The organism is Mesorhizobium sp. Cs1299R1N1, from assembly GCF_037179655.1.
In the GTDB taxonomy this organism is placed as follows: Bacteria; Pseudomonadota; Alphaproteobacteria; order Rhizobiales; family Rhizobiaceae; genus Mesorhizobium; species Mesorhizobium salmacidum.
In genome coordinates this window covers 416068-433202 of record NZ_JAPYKR010000004.1, presented here as the reverse complement: position 1 = coordinate 433202, position 17135 = coordinate 416068, and the positions used below count along the sequence as shown (strand labels likewise).

Here is a 17135-nt window from a genome sequence, read left to right as displayed (position 1 = left end):
GCTCGCTTCCACCCTCGACGGCTGCTCCATAGCCAGATATTTCATTGCTAAGCGTCCACTTAAAATCTAAGCGGACACTAACGCCACAAGGTACGCGTCAATAGGCGGCCTTCAGCGTATGCGTACGCCGAAAGGGCTGTTGCTGCCGGAGTTCGGTGCAACGTTCGCCGAATGGCCCGACTTCGCCAATGCCAACCCCGACGGCTCGGCCTGGGATGCCTTCACACTGACCGGATGCAGCGATGAATAGCGCGATGAGACTGATCAGCTTGACCTTCGCCCTGCTTGCGTCCCCATCGATTCCCGCTGTGGCGGGCGAACCGGCGCCGTCGCCCGCCCATCGACAAATGTGTTTGGGAAAGGCTGACGGATAAAAATATCGGGCTCGCCGCCTGGGTGCAGCGCTGTGATTTTGGCTTCCGCCAGATTCATTTCGAATTTGTCGGCAATGCGCTCGCCATCAAGTACAGCGATGGCGGCGCGGCCGACCCGCTTGTCGAGGTGTTCGACATCACATCAGGCGAAACCGCCGTCAGACGCTACACATTCAGCCCGACGCTGCTTGCGCCTTGCCATCCCCGATGAGGTTCCCGAACCGCCTTGCGGCGAGTGGGGCGAAATGCCTGACGGCATCCAGTATTTTGAGGTGCCGGCAGATGAGGCGCGCAAGTACTGTTCGTGCGCGTTGGCTGGATGAGCCGTTGTTTGATGAGCAGGCGCTGTTGGTTCTGCCCTCGGGGTAGTTTGGTATCCTGATCCGAAATGGATCGCGGCCCTATCCTGCTAAGCGAAGGCCGGCATTGGCCCCGCTTACTCCAATGTAAATTAGCATGGCTGAACCGCATTAGCTTCCGGCAGATCGCGATGGGCCAACGTGAGCTTCTGATGGTTCAAGAAAACGCGTATATCAGCGGTGAGAAAATGATGATAGCAAAAATGTAAGAGATTTTGAAGGCATTCTCCATAAATAATGCTTCGCCGTCATTCGAAACAGACGAAATGACCTTTCGAATCAATGGCAAAGTAATCCATATCAGCGAAACAAAATATATGAACATTGTTAGAAAAATAGAAGATAGTGCGGTCGGTAGTATAGGGACCTCTATATTGTCATAGAAATTAAATGACAAAAATGATGACATTCCGGAGAGGGTAAAGTCAGTCAGAGCAACGCCGTTCTTGCACCCGCCGTCGTTTTTAATAAAATCTTTGCGGTCCATCACGGAAACGTCCGGATTATCGTCGCATGTGACGTAAACCCTTCCATTTAGATTATCCAAAGAGTGTCCCAAACTGCCCGACCAGGTCATGTCATTTTCGGTGACGCCTTTGTTTGAAAGAAGAAATGTCTTCTGGAAGTCGGTTCCAAAGAAATTTACGTCATTCATAATATATGTGTAGTCATAAATAGATGAGATCTGCGAGTAATTTGATCGCCCAGATATCTTTAATATTATGATCGAGCCACCAAGAATTTCGCTGTATGCTTCAACGGGCGTGACACCGGAAATCGATTTATCGTTTTTAAAGATTTTGGAAATCGCAGCTGCCGTCTTTTCGATGGGCCAGTCACCTTTTTCAAAGTATATTGTCTTTCCAGCTTCAAATGGAACCTTCGTTCTAACGTCTTCAATCAAAATCGGCTTGTCATTTGGGGACAGTGACATGTCCGCGATCGTGTAATACCATCCGCCTTGGTTGGCCTCAGAGAGATCGTCTTGAAATTTTTCGTTTGAATCTATGTCGACCTTGTCAATCTTTGGTGCGGTCAAAAGGAGTGCGTCTCTAAGTGACAAATCCTGCGGCTGCAGCCCGCTGTCCAGCACTAAATAGAATGTCGTGTCGTGGGGACTGGTAGCTAAAATATGGGAGGCAAGCAAAAGGGCAGGAAGCAACATCACGACGATGAATAAGGACATTATAACGTCCGATAAAGAGAGAAAAAGAACCTCGAATATATTTTTACAGTACTGGAGTAGGCGAAAAAATACGAGAGTTTGCCAGAATGAGATTATGTCAACTACAACGAATGATAACAGTGAGGCTATAGCAAATTTATTTCCGGAAAGAACATACCCGACAAAGCTATGAGTTTTTTCTTCGTACTCGCTATTATTAACGAGGTATTGAAGTGAGTATATGAATATTATCGAAATAATGCTGATGGTGAAAAGTCGAGTTACTCTCCCTCTTATTCCTTTTCCTATTAGCCGCCTTATTGCTGACGCGAGTACCCCGATTCGCTCTGAGAACGTTTGCTCGGTGCTGCCATAGATGGATGTTACCAAGCGCTCTTTTATTGTTCCCTTGAGGTGCTTATCCAAGGCTGAAAAAAGAACAATCGGGCTCGAAAGCCCGATTAACGCTATTATTGAGCCCAGGCCAATTTCCAAGTTTTAACCTCAGCTGCACCCGCTCGTGGCGCCACACGTATCGCACTTCTCACAAGTCCCATTCCTTACCATGGTAAAATTCTGGCACTCGGAGCAGGAATTGCCGGTGTAGCCCTGGAGCAGCGACTTGGCGCGGCGGTCGGCGGCGAGTTTCTTCGCTTCGGCCGCTTCATGGGCCGCCGTATCGGTGAACAGGGCCGCGGTGCGATCGGTCGAGGCATCGGAGGCCGCTTCCTCGAAGGCGATGTCTTCCGCCAATTCCTTGGCCCGCTCCTCATAGTCGCGCTTGTAGGCGATCGCCTCGTCGCTCGCCGGCTTCAACGCCAGCACGTTGGAGCCGGAGAAGGCTGTCGGCGCCGAGCGGGCAGGGATGCCGGAGGAGCCGGCAAAACCCTTCGGCTCGTTGCCGCTTGCCCTCGAAACCAGCTTCACCGGCGAGCCGCGGGTCAGGCCCTTGGAGACGGCGTCGGTCTTGCCTTCGCTGATGCCGCGGCCAAGTGCGGTGTTGGAGAAGTCCGACTGGTCGACATGGGCGAGATCGTTGCGGCCGAGATAGGAGATGGCGAGCTCCCTGAACACGTAGTCGAGGATCGACGTCGCGCTCTTGATGGCATCGTTGCCGATGACCATGCCGGCCGGCTCGAACTTGGTGAAGGTGAAGGCGTGCACATATTCGTCGAGCGGCACGCCGTATTGCAGGCCGAGCGAGATCGCGATGGCGAAGTTGTTGAGAAGGCCACGCAAGGTGGCACCCTCCTTGTTCATGTCGATGAAGATCTCGCCGAGACGGCCATCGTCATACTCGCCGGTGCGCAGGAAGATGGTGTTGCCACCGATCTTGGCCTTCTGGGTGTAACCCTTGCGGCGGCCGGGCAGCTTCTCCTGCTCGCGCGACACGCGTTCGATGATGCGTTCGACGATGCGCTCGGTGATCTGCGCCGCGCGCGCCGCAGCCGGTGCCTGGATCAGCTGCTCGATCGCATCGTCCTCATCCTCCTCGCCATCGGCGAGCAGCGAGGCATTGAGCGGCTGCGACAGCTTCGAGCCGTCGCGGTAGAGCGCGTTAGCCTTCAGCGCCAGCTTCCACGACAGCATGTAGGCGCTCTTGGCGTCCTCCACCGTCGCGTCGTTCGGCATGTTGATGGTCTTGGAGATGGCACCGGAAATGAAGGGCTGGGCCGCCGCCATCATCTGGATGTGGCTGTTGATCGAAAGCGAGCGCTTGCCGATCTTGCCGCACGGGCTGGCGCAGTCGAACACGGGGAGGTGTTCGGCCTTGAGGAAGGGCGCGCCTTCCAGCGTCATCGCACCGCAGACATGGATGTTGGCGGCCTCGATGTCCTTCCGGGAGAAACCCAGCGCCGGCAGCATTTCGAACGAGAAGTCGTTGAGCTGCTCGTCGGTGAAGCCAAAAGTCTCCTTCACCCAGTCGGCGCCGAGCGTCCACTGGTTGAAGACGAACTTGATGTCGAAGGCCGACTTAAGCGCGGCGTTGAGCGCCGCGATCTTGTCGTCGGTGAAGCCCTTGGCCTTGAGCGAGCCGGGGTTGACGGCCGGCGCCTGGTTGAGATTGCCGTGGCCGACCGCATAGGCCTCGATCTCGGCGATCTGGCTCTCGGAATAGCCCAACGTGCGCAGCGCCTCCGGCACGGCGCGGTTGATGATCTTGAAATAACCGCCGCCGGCGAGCTTCTTGAACTTTACCAGGGCGAAGTCGGGCTCGATGCCGGTGGTGTCGCAATCCATGACCAGGCCGATCGTGCCGGTGGGCGCGATCACGGTTGCCTGCGCGTTGCGGTAGCCATGCTCCTCGCCGAGCTCGATGGCGCGGTCCCATGCGGCCTTGGCGTGGGTCGCCAGATCCTGCTGCTTCAGGTCCGACGCCACGAGAGGCACCGGATTGACGGCGAGCTTTTCGTAACCGTCCTTGTCGCCATAGGCGGCGCGACGATGATTGCGCATGACGCGCAGCATGTTCTGGGCGTTGCGGTCATAGTCGGGGAAGGCGCCGAGCTCGGACGCCATTTCCGCCGAGGTCGAGTAGGCGACGCCGGTCATGATAGCGGTCAGCGCGGCGCAGATGGCGCGGCCCTCGTCGGAATCGTAGGGAATGCCCGAGGTCATCAGCAGGCCGCCGATATTGGCGTAGCCGAGGCCCAGCGTGCGGTAGTCGTAGGAGAGCTTGGCGATCTCCTTCGACGGGAACTGCGCCATCATCACCGAGATTTCCAGAACCATGGTCCACAGCCGCACCGTGTGCTCGTAGGCAGCGATATCGATCGTGCCGTCGGCATTGCGGTAGGGGAGCAGGTTGATCGAGGCGAGGTTGCAGGCCGTGTCGTCGAGGAACATGTATTCCGAGCACGGGTTGGAGGCCCGGATCGCACCGGCCGAAGCGCAGGTGTGCCAGTCGTTCATCGTCGTGTTGAAATGCAGGCCGGGATCCGCCGACGCCCAGGCGGCGTAGCCGATCTTTTCCCAGAGGTCCCGCGCCTTCAGCGTCTTCAGCACCTTGCCATCCTTGCGGGCGGTCAGGTGCCAGTCGGCGTCGGTCTCGACGGCGCGCAGGAAGTTGTCCTTCAGCGACACCGAATTGTTGGAGTTCTGGCCCGAAACGGTGAGGTAGGCGTCAGAATCCCAGTCGGTGTCGTAGGTCTTGAACGACATCGACTTGTAGCCCTGCTTGGCGAACTGGATGACGCGGTAGATGTAGTTTTCCGGCACCGCCGATTTCTTGGCCGCCTTGATTTCGCGCTTCAGCGCCGTGTTGACGGCCGGATCGAAGCAGTCGTCGTCATGGCCTTCGCAATTGACGCAAGCCTTCATGATCGCTTCGAGATGCTTCTTGACGATCTTGGAGCCGGTCACCAGCGAGGCGACCTTCTGCTCTTCATTGACCTTCCAGTCGATGAATTCCTCGATGTCGGGGTGGTCGGCGTCGACGATGACCATTTTCGCGGCGCGGCGCGTCGTGCCGCCCGACTTGATGGCGCCCGCCGCGCGGTCGCCGATCTTGAGGAAGCTCATCAGGCCGGACGAGCGGCCGCCGCCGGACAGCTTTTCGCCTTCGCCGCGCAGCAGCGAGAAGTTCGAGCCGGTGCCGGAGCCATATTTGAACAGGCGCGCCTCGCGCACCCACAAATCCATGATGCCGCCCTCGTTGACGAGGTCGTCCTGCACGCCCTGGATGAAGCAGGCATGCGGCTGCGGATGCTCATAGGAGGATTTCGACTTCGTCAGCTTGCCGGTGAAGGGATCGACATAGAAGTGGCCCTGGCTCGGGCCATCGATGCCGTAGGCCCAGTGCAGGCCGGTGTTGAACCATTGCGGCGAGTTCGGCGCGACGCGCTGCGTCGCCAGCATATAGGCAAGCTCGTCGCGGAAGGCGCGCGCGTCGTCTTCCGACGCCTTGAAGTAGCCGCCCTTCCAACCCCAATAGGTCCAGGTGCCGGCCAGCCGGTCGAAGACCTGGCGGGCGTCGATCTCGGAGCCGTAGCGCTCGGCTTCCGGCAGCTTGGCGAGCTCGGCCTCATCGGCGACGGAGCGCCACAGGAAGGAGGGGACGTCGTTCTCCTCGACCTTCTTCAGGCGCGCGGGAACGCCGGCCTTGCGAAAATATTTCTGGGCCAGGATGTCGGCGGCGACCTGGGAAAACTGCGCCGGCACGTCGATGTTGTCCAAGCGGAACACCACCGAGCCATCCGGATTCTTGATCTCGGAAAGCGCCTTGCGGAATTCGATCTCCGCATAAGCGGCCCCTTCTTGGCCTGCATGTCCTGGCTTGGTGAAACGACGCTCGATGCGCATTGGTCCGGTCCCTTTTGTCTATATATAGCGCTTTCATCGGGGGATTTCTGCCCCCAAATGACGAAACGCGCAGTCCGCCGTTTGCCGGCATCGCGAACAATGCCGGCATCTCCTCTTCGCAGGCGCGGCCACGCACACGACAAAACGCCCTGCCGGGCATTTGCCGAGGCTGCCAACCGAACCCGCGGGTCCCTCAAAACTGAATTTTTCGATTCCCTCACCCGAGGGAAGCTCACACTATCTAGCGTCGAACCTAGCTGCAAACACTAAATATAGTATTAACAGACAATTTATTCCAGTCCGACAATTCTCCCTTTCGTCGCTCCACCACCCACGATCCCAACGCTTCCGCCGGCCTCGTAAACGGGCGGAAATGCGGGCAAAACGCACATAATCCGGGAAAAAGACCGGGCTCAGAACTTTCCGGTCGCGCTCTCAACAGGAGCGCATGGCCTATAAAAGGCGACTCGTTTCGAGCCGTCAAGGATTCGTTTGCGTAGCTTTTGTGACCCCAACATCTTGTGTGTCACACATGTGGATAACGGGGATAGAATTGACCGCTGTGGCGGTCCTTTTCCGGCGGCAGGCACACGCGACCACCCGGTCCGCGATACGCGGGCTGCGTAAAGACTGTCCCGCAGGCAGCAAAAGCCCGGCAAGCCGGTGCGCAGGGCGTCAGCCGTAGTGCAGCTTCGGCTTGGGTTCGGTACCGGTGAACTGTACGCCGATCCGGTCGTTGCGGCGCCAGCGGACCTCGCAGCGATAGGCGACGCCGTCGAGCGGCACATAAAGAAGGAAATGGTCGGGAACCCGAGCTTCGAGCGGTATTTTCAGTTCGGCGCCGTCCGCATGCTGGTTGCGCACCGTGCAACCGACTTCTGAATTCTGGATCCCGGTGATGATCGTTCCACCTTTGAGCACGCGCGGCCGATGCTCGCGCTGCGGCTCGCCGGGATCTTGCTGAAGTGGGTCTACGGGATTCGCCATCGGTCAAACCAGGAGTGACCGACTCTTAGCGGAGAAAAATTAGCAAACCATTGCGGCACAGCACAAGGTTGTGGTTCCGCCGTGATACACGCAAAAGGCGTCGATCAGGAAAACCTGCGCGGGTCGGCGCAGAAATAGGCGATGATCTGACAGAGGTCGGGCTCATTGACCATGCGCACGGCTTCGCTGGAACTGAACCATTTGCGGGTGCGGGAGTGCTTTTCCTTCCAGCGGTCTGCGATCTTGTCGACGTGCAGCGGAAACACCAGCACCTCGCAAGGCACTTCTTCGCCCGAAGCCAGCACCTTGGCATAGAAGTAACGGCCGGCTTCGAGATGGGAGATGTTGCCGCGCAAACCGGCTTCCTCGGCGGCCTCGCGCGCGGCCGCTTCGCAGAGCGGCTCCCTGGCTTCCGGCCAGCCTTTCGGCAACACCCACCGGCCAGTATCGCGGCTGGTGATCAGCATGACCTCGACGCCGTTCCCGACATCGCGCCAGGGCAGGGCGGCAACCTGCAGACGGCACGGCGCCGTGCCGAAGAGCCGTCGGACCCTTTCAGCAAGGTGGTTGTGCGTCGTTGGCCGTGTCAACATCGGAGAAGCTAGCCCCAGCCTCCAGAATCGTTTGCCGTCTTATGAATCTTACGGCTAATTGTGGCCAATAAAAGTAAAAACTTCGGTCACGCCGGCTGATTCCCGTCAACAAGGGGTCGATTTCACAGGATAGCTTGTCGGCGGGTCACTCCGCGCAAGCAAATATTGTCGTCGGCGCTGGCTTGATTGGCAAAAAGCGCCTTGCCGCGAATCAGCCGGCGTGATCGTCGGCGATCGGCTTCTGATAGGTGAAGCCCATGTCCCAGGGAAAATAGATCCAGGTGTCCTGGCTGACTTCGGTGACGAAGGTATCGACCAGCGGCCGGCCCTTGGGCTTGGCATAGACGGTCGCGAAATGGGCCTTGGGCATCATTGCGCGCACGATGCCGGCGGTCTTGCCGGTGTCGGTCAGGTCGTCGATGATCAGCACGCCGGCGCCATCGTCGGCCAGCAAGGCCGGCGTGATCTCCTTCAGCACCTGCAATTGTCCCTGGCTGGTGTAGTCGTGATAGGAGGCGACACAGACCGTCTCGATGACGCGGATGCCGAGTTCGCGCGAGATGATAGCCGCCGGGACCAGGCCACCGCGTGTGATGCAGACGATGGCCTTCCATTGACCCTTGCTTGCGCCGGCAAGCCGCCAGGCAAGTGCGCGGGCGTCGCGATGGAACTGGTCCCAGGAGACCGGGAAAGCTTTTTCGGGAAGGGACATGTCTCGCGCACTCCGCGGCACGCGACAGCCGCGTGCAAGAAAACAGGGGAATGCGCGCGGAATTAACTGGAAACCCCACGGCTTGGCAAGGGTGGCTGGTAGCGATCGCTGTGGACTTACCGCGACAGGAAGGCTGCTACCTGTGCCGTGCGCAGCACCGTGCGCGTCACCCCGCCGAACAGAAGCTGGCGCAGCCAGGAGTGGCTGTAGGCGCCCAGCACCAGCAGATCGGCGCCGGTCTCGGCGATCCTGTTCTGGATCATGTCGTCGACCGAGGTGCCGCCCGATTTCTGCACCGAGACGCTGACGGTGGCGCCGTGGCGCGACAGCGCGGAGGCGATTTCGGCGCCTGCGGCCTCCGGGCTTTCGTCGAGCGTATCGGGCGGATCGATGACCAGTATGTCGGTTTTGTCGGCCTCGATGATGAAGGGCAGGGCATCGAAGGCGGCGCGGGCGGCCTCCTTGCTGCCGTTCCAGGCGAGCAGAACGTGTTTGAAGGTGGTGACGAGAGGGCCGGCATGCGGCACCACCAGCACCGGCCGGCCGGCATCGTAGACCAGCGTATCGACGTCGGCGCTAGGATCGCCGTCGGTCTCGCGTTGGGCGGCGATGATGAGATCGGCGGCGCGCACGTTTGAAATGCCGGTCAGCGCGCTGTCGCCGGAGAAGCTCTCCAGGCTGCGCCATTCGAAGGAAAGGCCGGAATCCTCGATGCGCCTCAGGAAGAAAGCCTGGAGTTTTTCGGCCCGCTCCCGGTTCATGTCGGCGGAAACCTGCAGGAACTCCGTATCGGGAAAACCCGTCGCGGAAGTGTAGGGCACCGGGAGCGCCTCGGCATGGATGCCGATCAGATGGCTTTCGAAGCGGCTGGCAAGCGGAATGGCGCAGTCGAGCACCCGCTCGGCGTCCTGCTCGTTCTGCAGAATGGCAACGATGGTCTTGAAGCGCATGATGATCCCTCGATCTTGCGAGTGACGGGTCGCGGCAGGGAAACGTTGCGGCGTCGGCCTTGGTTCCGGTTTGCCCGGATCAGCTCGCCTTGCCGGCGAAGCCGGCCACCATGGCCTCGACGTCGGCGCGCGCGGCTTCAAGCGCATCCGCGCTGCGGGCACGAACCACCAGTTCGGTCCAGAACTTGCCATCGCCATATTTGGGGTAGGAGCCGATGATCGTATCCGGATGCGCTTTCTGGATCTCACCCAACGGCCCGCCGACAAGGCCCTCGCCGAACGGACAGTGCACCGTCGCCGACAGCATTTTCGTGCCGGTCTTCAGCGTCGGGACGACATTGTCGAGCATGGCCTGGAAGATCGACGGCACGCCGGCCATGACATGGACGTTGCCAATGCGGAATCCGGGGGCCACGGACACCGGGTTGTCGATATGGTCGGCGCCGCGCGGCATTCGCGCCATGCGCTTGCGAGCCTCCGTGTATTCGATGCCGCGTGCGGCATAGCTCGCCTCCAGCAGGGCATACGCCTTGGCATCGTATTCACAGGGCACGCCGAATGCCTTGGCGATCGAATCGGCCGTGATGTCGTCATGCGTCGGGCCGATGCCGCCGGTGGTGAACACATAGGTATAGCGTGTGCGCACGGCATTCACCGCCGCGACGATCTCGTCTTCCTCGTCGGGAACAATGCGCACCTCTTTCAGGTCGATGCCGATCGCCGTCATGATATCGGCAAGGTGGCCGATGTTCTTGTCCTTGGTGCGGCCGGACAGAATCTCATCGCCGATGACAAGCATGGCGGCAGTGACGATTTCAGGCATGGAAGGCTCCGGCAGACGGGCCGTCTGAATAGCGCGGCCGACGGGCGGCGGCAATGCCCGCCTGAACAAGTCGTCGCCTTCATCGAGCGCATAGCGGCGCGCGCTTTTGTCGCCCCGGCATCACCGCCACTTCACGAGAATTTCAGGGAACCATTCGGCTGACTATTGGGTTTTCACCCTGTCGCACCCAAGACGACCAAAGTAGATACGGAGTAACTAATATGTATGTAAAACTTCTAGCCGCATCCGCACTGACGATTGGTCTCGCCACGTCGGCCATGGCTCAGTCGTCAGAACCGACATATACCAACCACAGCTGGTGGTTGTTCGGCAACAATGACGAGACAACTGTCGATCCACGCACCACGGGAAGCATCAACGCCTACGGCTCGGGGCTGAGCACCCAAGGCCACACTGGAGGTATCGGCCCATGTGCTCACAACACGCCTGGTCCCGACGCCAATTCCGGGCAGAACGTCAACGATCGGTACTGCGGCAAGTAATTAGGCTGCAGGGCGCCGGCTGGCCGCGGATGGTTTCATACTATCCGCGGCCATAGTTCTGCTGGATCAATCCGAGATTTCAGTCTGAGGCCGGTCGCGGCCGTCGGCCAGTTCCTCGTGCCATTTGCCCTCGGCGTCCTCATACTGGATACCGTCGGTGGAACCCGCCACTTGTTGCTCGGCCGAAGCGATCTCGGCGGCGCGCAACGCATCCTGATGGGTGGGAAATGTCTCCGAGAAGGTTGAGCCGACCTTGTAGGCCCAGCCACCGTCGTGCTCGACGATCTTGTAAGTCAGCTTCGCCATCAAAACCTCCAGTTAAAGGTCCGCCTGCTCAATGCAACCGGTCATCGGGCAGCTTATCGTCGGGCACCAGCACTTCCGATTCCCTGGCGGCCTCGATCAGTGCCCGGCGCGCTTCCGCTGTCGAACGATAACCTTCCAGCACTTTGAGGCAAGTGTCGAGAGCATCACGATGACGGGGGCCGCGATTGAGCGGCCACACAGTCATCAGGCACTCCGCCGCCTCCTGGGTCGAGCGGATATGGCGATATTTGCCGACGTGGCCAAGCTCGACCACGACAGGCGTTTCAAAAGGTTTGTTGTCCATCATGGCCGCAACGCAAAGCAGCCAATTTGGTTGCAAAAATGGCCTTCGGTCTGCGCCCAAAAGTCGCGTCGCGTCCGTGACGCGCGCTGGATGCATTGGCGTCTCAGTAACCGCAGTTGTTGCGCAGCCAGCGTGCATTCGCCCAGCCGGTGCCGCCGCCGATTTCGACCTGGTACCAGTTGCCGCGCCGGTCGAAGATCTCGGTATGGTCGCCGTTGAACAATTGCCCGATCATCCGCGACGACGAGTTCGGCCGTGCGCGCACGGCCAGAAAGCCACTGCCGGTCGCCAGATTGTAGCGGCCGGAGAGGCCGTGCACCGTACCCTCGCAATATTGCGCGACGGTCGGCGTCGAAGCGCCGAGCCAAGACCCGACCACGGCCGTAAGCGCTGCAGCCGACAAGAATGCCCTGAACGACATGATTATCTCCCAAGCCGGCCGCGCCCGCCGCAGCCTGACCCAGCGTAACAGGTTGCGGCCAGAATTGAAGCGGGCCGTCGGCGAACGGTCCGGGATCACAAGCAGGAGTGCGCCGGGATCGGGAGATGAGCGATCAGCCGGCGGCCTTCATCCAGTGTTCCATCGTCGTCACCGAGCGGGCGAGCTGCGGTGCCGGATGGATTTTTTCACTGAAGGTGGCGGCCGCACGCCATCCCCAGCGCGGATCGGCGAGGAAGGCGCGTGCCAATGCCACCATGTCGGCGCGGCCTTCGGCTATAACAGCTTCCGCCTGTTTCGGGTCGTCGATCAGGCCGACCGCACGGGTTGGAATGCCGGCGCCCTTGCGTACGGCTTCCGCCAGATGCACCTGATAGCCGGGGCCAGAGGGTAATTTCTGCAATGGCGAATTGCCGCCGCTCGAGCAGCAGAGATAGGCGATGCCTTCGGCCTTCAGCGCTTTCGCCACCTCGATCGCGTCCTCGACGTCAAAGCCGCCATTGACCCAGTCCTTCACCGACAACCGTGCGCCGAGCATCAGCTTTGGCGCCGCTTTCTTCACCGCCCTGGCGATCTCGACGACAAGACGCATCCGGTTTTCCAGCGAGCCGCCCCAGCGATCCGTGCGCTGGTTCGACAGCGGCGACAGGAACTGGAAGATCAGGTAGCCATGCGCCGCGTGCAGTTCGATGAAGTCGAAGCCGGCACGTTCGGCCCGCATGGCGGCTTCCGCGAACCGCTCGATGAGCTGCAGGATTTCCTCGTCCTCCAGGGCGTGCGGCACGTTCCAGCCGGTGTCGTAGGCGATGGCCGAGGCCGAGACGGTCTGCCAGGGATCCTCGTTTGGCTGCAATGGGCCGCCACCTTCCCAAGGCTTGCGGTTCGAGGCCTTGCGGCCGGCGTGCGCCAGCTGCGTGCCGAACTTCGTGTCGGGTGCGGCCACGCGCCGGGCCGCGTCCAGCGCGCGGCGCGCGGCGGCCTCATTGTCTTCGGAATAGAGGCCGAGGCAGCCATGGCTGATGCGTCCGCGCCGCTCGACATCTGTCATCTCCACCGTGACCATGCCGGCGCCGGACATGGCCAGGTTCATCCAGTGGTAGAGATGCCAGTCGCTGGCCGAGCCGTCCTCGGCGGAATACTGGCACATCGGGGCCACGGCGATGCGGTTGGGGAAGGTGAGCCCATCGAGTGTGATCGGCTGGAAAAGCGATGTCGTCATGAACAAACTCCGGGGACGGGAATGCGCTATTTAGGCAATGGCACCCGTCCATACCACACACGAGACAGTGAAGGGTGCTGGACCAATCGCTGGCCGATTGCGCCTGTACCGGTTCGCGGTTACGCCTGCCTCCGCCAGCAAGCATCGAGGTGTCAGATGGAAGACCGCATTCGTATCCGCTCGGAAGAGGTTCTTTCCAACGACTGGGCGGTGCTGAAGAAGACCGTGCTCGACTACCGCCGGCGTGACGGCCAATGGGAGACGCAGATTCGCCAGACTTATGATCGCGGCGACGGCGCGGTGATCCTGCCCTATGACCCCCGGCGTTCGACCGTTCTTCTGGTGCGCCAGTTCCGCTATCCCGCCTATGTCACCGGCCACCGCGAACCGCTGATCGAGGCCTGTGCCGGGCTGCTGGACGAAAACGATCCGGAGACCGCCATCCGCAAGGAAGCCGAGGAAGAACTGGGTTACCGGTTGAACAAGATCGAGCGGCTGTTTTCGCCGTACATGAGTCCCGGCAGCGTGACCGAGCGGCTCTGGTTCTTCATCGCGCGCTATTCGCCCGCCGACCGCATCTCGGCCGGCGGCGGAGCACCCGACGAAGGCGAGGACATCGAGGTCCTGGAAATGCCGCTCGACGAAGCGCTGGCCGGCATCGCCGATGGCCGCATCATCGATGCCAAGACCATCATCCTGATCCAGCATCTGAAGCTGAACCCGATGGCGGCTTGATCAGAGGCCGAGGGATTCCAATTCAGCCCGCATGATCCAACAGGCGGGTGGTTGCTGCGTCACGATGATGTTCGGAATTAACGCGATCGATGCCTTCGACGGTGATGGCGAACGTCCCGTTTTCTGTTCTGGCTATCCAGCCCTTCGCTTTTAGATACCAGAGGTGAAACTCGAGGTGCTCGCGCGGACAGCCTGACATTCGTTCGAGCTCATCGTCGCCAATGCCAGGATTGTTGACGTCCTGTCGGCGTTTTACATAAAGCAGCGAGAGCACTTTGGCTTGAAAGACCGAATCGCGATCGAGGTTGTTGCTGTTGCTCGCCTGATCGGTCAGCTCGGCCCGGAGGTTCAAATGGGCCTTGTACTGAATATCGTATTGCGCACGCTTGACCGGATCCTTGAGCGTGTTGTGAGCCTCCAGGATATCGCTGAAGCGTGACTCGTTGCCGGTGACCTGGTTGTCGGGGTGGTAGCGCATGGCAAAATGACGAAAAATGCGTTCTATCGTTTCCGAATTTGCATTCGGACTGATTTCCAGCATTTCATAGAAATCAACGAACATACCGGGTTCCCCATGCCGTGCATTTTCGGCTGTCTCTGCCGCATTGTCAGGTGACAACCTTGGCGATGACTATAGAGTATATATTTCACGATTTAATAATATGACGAGCGTACAAAGGACAGGCACAGGATTTAAGCGAAAACGTCGGACCTTTGCGTCCTGAGCCGCAGACTTTAGTCTGGGAGCATTTCGCTCGTCGGAGGCGGCTTGCATGACCGATAAACCTTCTGATCCTCCGGTAGAGCGTCGAACGCACCTGCGTGAGGTGGTTTTGAAGGACGCGTTCATAATCACGCAGGACGGCGAAATAGGCTGCGCCGTCAGAAATCAGCATGAGCACGGCGCCGAGTTGCGTGTCGCCGCGGGGGCAAAAGTGCCAGATAACTTCCGGCTGCGCGTACCGTTGGATGGCGCGACCTATCGAGCGGAAGTACGGTGGAGAAAAGGCGATCGGCTAGGCATCCAGATCCACGGCAATTTCTCCCTGAAGATTAGATGATAAGGGGAGGCCGCCCTAATATTCAGGGGCACGCCCAGGCACCGCGTTGGGGTGGGTTTCCTGGTCCCGGCATCCCGGCCCGCTCTCTTCGATCCTGACCTTATCGCCAATCGCTTGCCTATATATTAGAGCAAGCGCATATTCCTAGGGGAACAATGGGCAGGGGGTAAGAATGTGCAGCACCTGTGATGGTACAGGGGTCGGCCGGAGGGAGTTCCTCAAAGTCGGCGCGGGGCTCATTGCGTTTGGCCTTGGTGGGGCCGCGTGGTCGGCGCGCGCGGCCGAAGGCGCGGCGACGCCATTGAGCCTCGATGAAGCGCTCGCTGCGCTGAAATCCGGCAACGAAAGCTACGTCAGTCACCCGGAACTCTGCTCGATCGACCTGGCCGCGCAGCGGAACGCTGTCGCCGCACACCAGGCGCCCTGGGCCACCATCATCAGTTGCGCCGACAGTCGCGTTCCTCCGGAGCTGATCTTCGGCGGTCACGGCGTTGGAGAACTGTTCGTCGCCCGCAATGCTGGCAACCTCGTCGACACTGCGACGCTCGGTACGGTTGAATACGGGGCAGCGGTGCTCGGCTCACCCTTGATCGTCGTTCTCGCGCACACAAACTGCGGCGCCGTCAAGGCGGCGTGCGACGTGGTCACCAAGAACGCGACCTATCCTGGCGCGATCGGCCCGATGATCGAACCGATCCTGCCCGCGGCGATAGCAATGCGGAGCGAAGCGGGTGATTTCGCCGACAACACTGCCAAGGAGAGCGCGCGGAGGACCGCGAGGCGCCTGGCGGCCTCGAGCAAGGTGTTAGCCGGTCTCGTTAAGGCTGGGAAGCTGAAGATAGTCGCGGCGATCTATGATCTGCAAACGGGTGTGGTGACTTACATCGAATGACACATCCGTCATCGAGATCGAAGGCTCGGGGGCCTCGATGCGTTGGCGTCGGGCTTGCCTTGGCAGGATCATTTTTGAGCGGTTCCGCGGCAGCCTTGGTCTCGTTTGGCGATCTGCCCCCGGCCGATCTGGCCGCGCTCAACGCTATTCCGACCCGGCTTAGGCTGCCGCCCGAACAGTTCGACGGAACTATCGCGGCGGTGCGCGAGGCGGTGCGCCATCGCCAATCGGAATGGGCGGCATGCGCGAAGCTTTCATCGCAACGGTAATCTTCCTGTGCCTGACGGCGGCCGCGCTCGCCAGCACGGCGATATGGCCAAAACTGCCGGCCAAACATCGTGACGACGAGACGAGCACCGTCGTTCGGCACGCCGCGAACCTGTTCGGGGTCATGACCTCGCTGATGCTCGGCCTGATGATCAACTCGGCCAAGAACACCTTCGAATCGATCGATCGCAATGTGCATGCTTATGCGACCGAATTGATCCTTCTCGACAGGACCTTGCGCCAATATGGCCCGCAAACCGACACGGTACGCCAGCCGCTGGTCGTCTATGTGCAGCGGGTGGCGGGCGATGCCTCGCCGACCAGCGAGACGCTGGTCGGCGCCAACCGGCTCTCTGAGCAGTTGCTGGCGGAAATCGGCACCCGGCTGAGTGCGCTGGCGCCGCCCGACGACGCGCATGGCTTCATTGTGCAGGACGCCCGCCAGCATTTGCAGAAAGTGCTGGAACTGCGCTGGGTGCTGATCGAGCAGTCGGAGGGTACGATTCCGGTGCCTCTGATCACGCTCCTGGTGACCTGGCTGGTGCTGATCTTCGCCAGCTTCGGCTTCAGGGCGCCACGCAATACGATCACCATTTCGACCTATCTGGTGTCGGCGGCTTTGGTTGCCGGGGCGATCTATCTGATCTTCGATATGGACGTGGCCTTTTCCGGCCCGATCCAGATATCGATGGCTCCGCTGGAGAGGGCACTGTCCGAGTTAAAGCAGTGATCCGCAGCCGGTGGTCACTCCGGTTACATGACGTTGCGGCGGTTCAACACAGAAAAATCCAACAAACTTGAAGCCTTTTGCTGGTGCGGACGACGGGAATCGAACCCGTACGATCAGAGATCGAGGGATTTTAAGTCCTTTTTCTGCGGTGCTTCCCGCTCCACAGTCTGGAAAACCGGGACTTCGAGCTGATGGTGAAGCCCGGCTTCTCCCACATGCGTGGGAAATCCCCACGATATTTCCCACACAATCGAGTGTGCGAGCCTGCTCCCTTGCTCTTTGCAAAATCCCACACCACGCGTACATGTGCGGGCACTGCGGGCGTGGTGAAATTGGTATACACACCGGACTTAAAATCCGGAGGCCTCGGCCATGCGGGTTCAAGTCCCGCCGCCCGCACCATGCTTCCCATAG

20 protein-coding genes and 1 tRNA gene are annotated in these 17135 nt (G+C 60.0%); 9 read left to right on the top strand and 12 right to left on the bottom strand.

The genetic code is table 11. The annotated features are described in order from the left end of the window. The first annotated feature begins 118 nt into the window (after positions 1–118). On the top strand, positions 119–250 hold the full coding sequence (locus tag O7A70_RS11990) for a hypothetical protein (RefSeq protein WP_337140550.1): 132 nt from the start codon (positions 119–121) through the stop codon (positions 248–250). A 146-nt stretch (positions 251–396) separates the two neighbouring features. Then, positions 397–585: a hypothetical protein gene (locus O7A70_RS11985; protein WP_337140549.1), complete on the top strand. Its 189-nt coding sequence runs from the start codon at positions 397–399 to the stop codon at positions 583–585. A 305-nt stretch (positions 586–890) separates the two neighbouring features. Here the strand turns inward: O7A70_RS11985 and O7A70_RS11980 are convergent, their stop codons facing one another. The 7 genes from O7A70_RS11980 to O7A70_RS11950 all read right to left on the bottom strand — a co-directional run bounded on the left by O7A70_RS11980 (position 891) and on the right by O7A70_RS11950 (position 10265). Beyond that, positions 891–2393: a hypothetical protein gene (locus O7A70_RS11980; protein ID WP_337140548.1), complete on the bottom strand. Its 1503-nt coding sequence runs from the start codon at positions 2391–2393 to the stop codon at positions 891–893. A 9-nt stretch (positions 2394–2402) separates the two neighbouring features. Further along, positions 2403–6200 carry a vitamin B12-dependent ribonucleotide reductase gene (locus O7A70_RS11975; protein ID WP_337140547.1) on the bottom strand — a complete coding sequence of 1266 codons (3798 nt, stop codon included), beginning with the start codon at positions 6198–6200 and terminating at the stop codon, positions 2403–2405. A 675-nt stretch (positions 6201–6875) separates the two neighbouring features. Then, entirely contained in the window at positions 6876–7187 is a 312-nt protein-coding gene (locus O7A70_RS11970) for a PilZ domain-containing protein (RefSeq protein WP_337140546.1), read from the bottom strand. Between the two features lie 104 nt (positions 7188–7291). After that, entirely contained in the window at positions 7292–7780 is a 489-nt protein-coding gene (locus tag O7A70_RS11965; protein WP_337130519.1) for an NUDIX hydrolase, read from the bottom strand. 211 nt (positions 7781–7991) lie between these two features. Beyond that, positions 7992–8492, bottom strand: a complete 501-nt coding sequence (gene gpt, locus O7A70_RS11960; RefSeq protein ID WP_027145490.1) for a xanthine phosphoribosyltransferase — start codon at positions 8490–8492, stop codon at positions 7992–7994. A 116-nt stretch (positions 8493–8608) separates the two neighbouring features. Next, positions 8609–9442, bottom strand: a complete 834-nt coding sequence (locus tag O7A70_RS11955; protein WP_337140545.1) for a universal stress protein — start codon at positions 9440–9442, stop codon at positions 8609–8611. A gap of 79 nt (positions 9443–9521) precedes the next feature. Beyond that, the gene (locus O7A70_RS11950; RefSeq protein WP_337140544.1) at positions 9522–10265 is read right to left on the bottom strand and encodes a competence/damage-inducible protein A; all 744 of its coding nucleotides are present in this window, start codon (positions 10263–10265) and stop codon (positions 9522–9524) included. 221 nt (positions 10266–10486) lie between these two features. On the opposite strand from O7A70_RS11950, the gene O7A70_RS11945 reads away from it, so the two are divergent. After that, the gene (locus O7A70_RS11945) at positions 10487–10768 is read left to right on the top strand and encodes a hypothetical protein (protein ID WP_337140543.1); all 282 of its coding nucleotides are present in this window, start codon (positions 10487–10489) and stop codon (positions 10766–10768) included. 66 nt (positions 10769–10834) lie between these two features. Here O7A70_RS11945 and O7A70_RS11940 read toward each other — a convergent pair whose 3' ends face one another. From O7A70_RS11940 to O7A70_RS11925, 4 genes are all read right to left on the bottom strand, one after another. Next, complete coding sequence (locus O7A70_RS11940) at positions 10835–11074, bottom strand: DUF2188 domain-containing protein (RefSeq protein WP_027145493.1); 240 nt, start codon at positions 11072–11074, stop codon at positions 10835–10837. A gap of 28 nt (positions 11075–11102) precedes the next feature. Then, a complete protein-coding gene (locus O7A70_RS11935) occupies positions 11103–11381 on the bottom strand; it encodes a DUF982 domain-containing protein (RefSeq protein WP_032935880.1) in 279 nt (92 codons plus the stop codon). A gap of 100 nt (positions 11382–11481) precedes the next feature. Then, entirely contained in the window at positions 11482–11799 is a 318-nt protein-coding gene (locus tag O7A70_RS11930) for an SH3 domain-containing protein (RefSeq protein ID WP_337140542.1), read from the bottom strand. A gap of 133 nt (positions 11800–11932) precedes the next feature. Beyond that, positions 11933–13036 carry an NADH:flavin oxidoreductase/NADH oxidase gene (locus O7A70_RS11925; protein ID WP_337140541.1) on the bottom strand — a complete coding sequence of 368 codons (1104 nt, stop codon included), beginning with the start codon at positions 13034–13036 and terminating at the stop codon, positions 11933–11935. A 156-nt stretch (positions 13037–13192) separates the two neighbouring features. On the opposite strand from O7A70_RS11925, the gene O7A70_RS11920 reads away from it, so the two are divergent. Further along, complete coding sequence (locus tag O7A70_RS11920) at positions 13193–13771, top strand: NUDIX domain-containing protein (RefSeq protein ID WP_337140539.1); 579 nt, start codon at positions 13193–13195, stop codon at positions 13769–13771. A 22-nt stretch (positions 13772–13793) separates the two neighbouring features. Here O7A70_RS11920 and O7A70_RS11915 read toward each other — a convergent pair whose 3' ends face one another. Further along, positions 13794–14333 carry a J domain-containing protein gene (locus O7A70_RS11915; RefSeq protein ID WP_027145498.1) on the bottom strand — a complete coding sequence of 180 codons (540 nt, stop codon included), beginning with the start codon at positions 14331–14333 and terminating at the stop codon, positions 13794–13796. Positions 14334–14544: 211 nt separating this feature from the next. On the opposite strand from O7A70_RS11915, the gene O7A70_RS11910 reads away from it, so the two are divergent. The 5 genes from O7A70_RS11910 to O7A70_RS11890 all read left to right on the top strand — a co-directional run bounded on the left by O7A70_RS11910 (position 14545) and on the right by O7A70_RS11890 (position 17123). Next, positions 14545–14832 carry a PilZ domain-containing protein gene (locus tag O7A70_RS11910; RefSeq protein ID WP_337140538.1) on the top strand — a complete coding sequence of 96 codons (288 nt, stop codon included), beginning with the start codon at positions 14545–14547 and terminating at the stop codon, positions 14830–14832. Positions 14833–15004: 172 nt separating this feature from the next. Then, positions 15005–15724: a carbonic anhydrase gene (locus tag O7A70_RS11905; RefSeq protein WP_337140537.1), complete on the top strand. Its 720-nt coding sequence runs from the start codon at positions 15005–15007 to the stop codon at positions 15722–15724. Between the two features lie 74 nt (positions 15725–15798). Continuing rightward, the gene (locus tag O7A70_RS11900) at positions 15799–15993 is read left to right on the top strand and encodes a hypothetical protein (protein ID WP_337140536.1); all 195 of its coding nucleotides are present in this window, start codon (positions 15799–15801) and stop codon (positions 15991–15993) included. Continuing rightward, entirely contained in the window at positions 15966–16721 is a 756-nt protein-coding gene (locus O7A70_RS11895; protein ID WP_337140535.1) for a bestrophin-like domain, read from the top strand. Before O7A70_RS11900 ends, O7A70_RS11895 begins: the two co-directional genes overlap by 28 nt. A gap of 317 nt (positions 16722–17038) precedes the next feature. Then, positions 17039–17123: transfer RNA gene (locus tag O7A70_RS11890), tRNA-Leu, on the top strand. The last annotated feature ends 12 nt before the right edge of the window (positions 17124–17135 follow it).

Coding starts and splice junctions, on each gene's coding strand:
- O7A70_RS11920 (WP_337140539.1), top strand. CDS start 13,193: ATGGAAGACCGCATTCGTATCCGCTCGGAAGAGGTTCTTTCCAACGAC.
- O7A70_RS11910 (WP_337140538.1), top strand. CDS start 14,545: ATGACCGATAAACCTTCTGATCCTCCGGTAGAGCGTCGAACGCACCTG.
- O7A70_RS11975 (WP_337140547.1), bottom strand. CDS start 6,200: ATGCGCATCGAGCGTCGTTTCACCAAGCCAGGACATGCAGGCCAAGAA.
- O7A70_RS11925 (WP_337140541.1), bottom strand. CDS start 13,036: ATGACGACATCGCTTTTCCAGCCGATCACACTCGATGGGCTCACCTTC.
- O7A70_RS11895 (WP_337140535.1), top strand. CDS start 15,966: ATGCGCGAAGCTTTCATCGCAACGGTAATCTTCCTGTGCCTGACGGCG.
- O7A70_RS11990 (WP_337140550.1), top strand. CDS start 119: ATGCGTACGCCGAAAGGGCTGTTGCTGCCGGAGTTCGGTGCAACGTTC.
- O7A70_RS11965 (WP_337130519.1), bottom strand. CDS start 7,780: ATGTTGACACGGCCAACGACGCACAACCACCTTGCTGAAAGGGTCCGA.
- O7A70_RS11945 (WP_337140543.1), top strand. CDS start 10,487: ATGTATGTAAAACTTCTAGCCGCATCCGCACTGACGATTGGTCTCGCC.
- O7A70_RS11970 (WP_337140546.1), bottom strand. CDS start 7,187: ATGGCGAATCCCGTAGACCCACTTCAGCAAGATCCCGGCGAGCCGCAG.
- O7A70_RS11940 (WP_027145493.1), bottom strand. CDS start 11,074: ATGGCGAAGCTGACTTACAAGATCGTCGAGCACGACGGTGGCTGGGCC.
- O7A70_RS11935 (WP_032935880.1), bottom strand. CDS start 11,381: ATGATGGACAACAAACCTTTTGAAACGCCTGTCGTGGTCGAGCTTGGC.
- O7A70_RS11915 (WP_027145498.1), bottom strand. CDS start 14,333: ATGTTCGTTGATTTCTATGAAATGCTGGAAATCAGTCCGAATGCAAAT.
- O7A70_RS11955 (WP_337140545.1), bottom strand. CDS start 9,442: ATGCGCTTCAAGACCATCGTTGCCATTCTGCAGAACGAGCAGGACGCC.
- gpt (WP_027145490.1), bottom strand. CDS start 8,492: ATGTCCCTTCCCGAAAAAGCTTTCCCGGTCTCCTGGGACCAGTTCCAT.
- O7A70_RS11905 (WP_337140537.1), top strand. CDS start 15,005: ATGTGCAGCACCTGTGATGGTACAGGGGTCGGCCGGAGGGAGTTCCTC.
- O7A70_RS11930 (WP_337140542.1), bottom strand. CDS start 11,799: ATGTCGTTCAGGGCATTCTTGTCGGCTGCAGCGCTTACGGCCGTGGTC.
- O7A70_RS11950 (WP_337140544.1), bottom strand. CDS start 10,265: ATGCCTGAAATCGTCACTGCCGCCATGCTTGTCATCGGCGATGAGATT.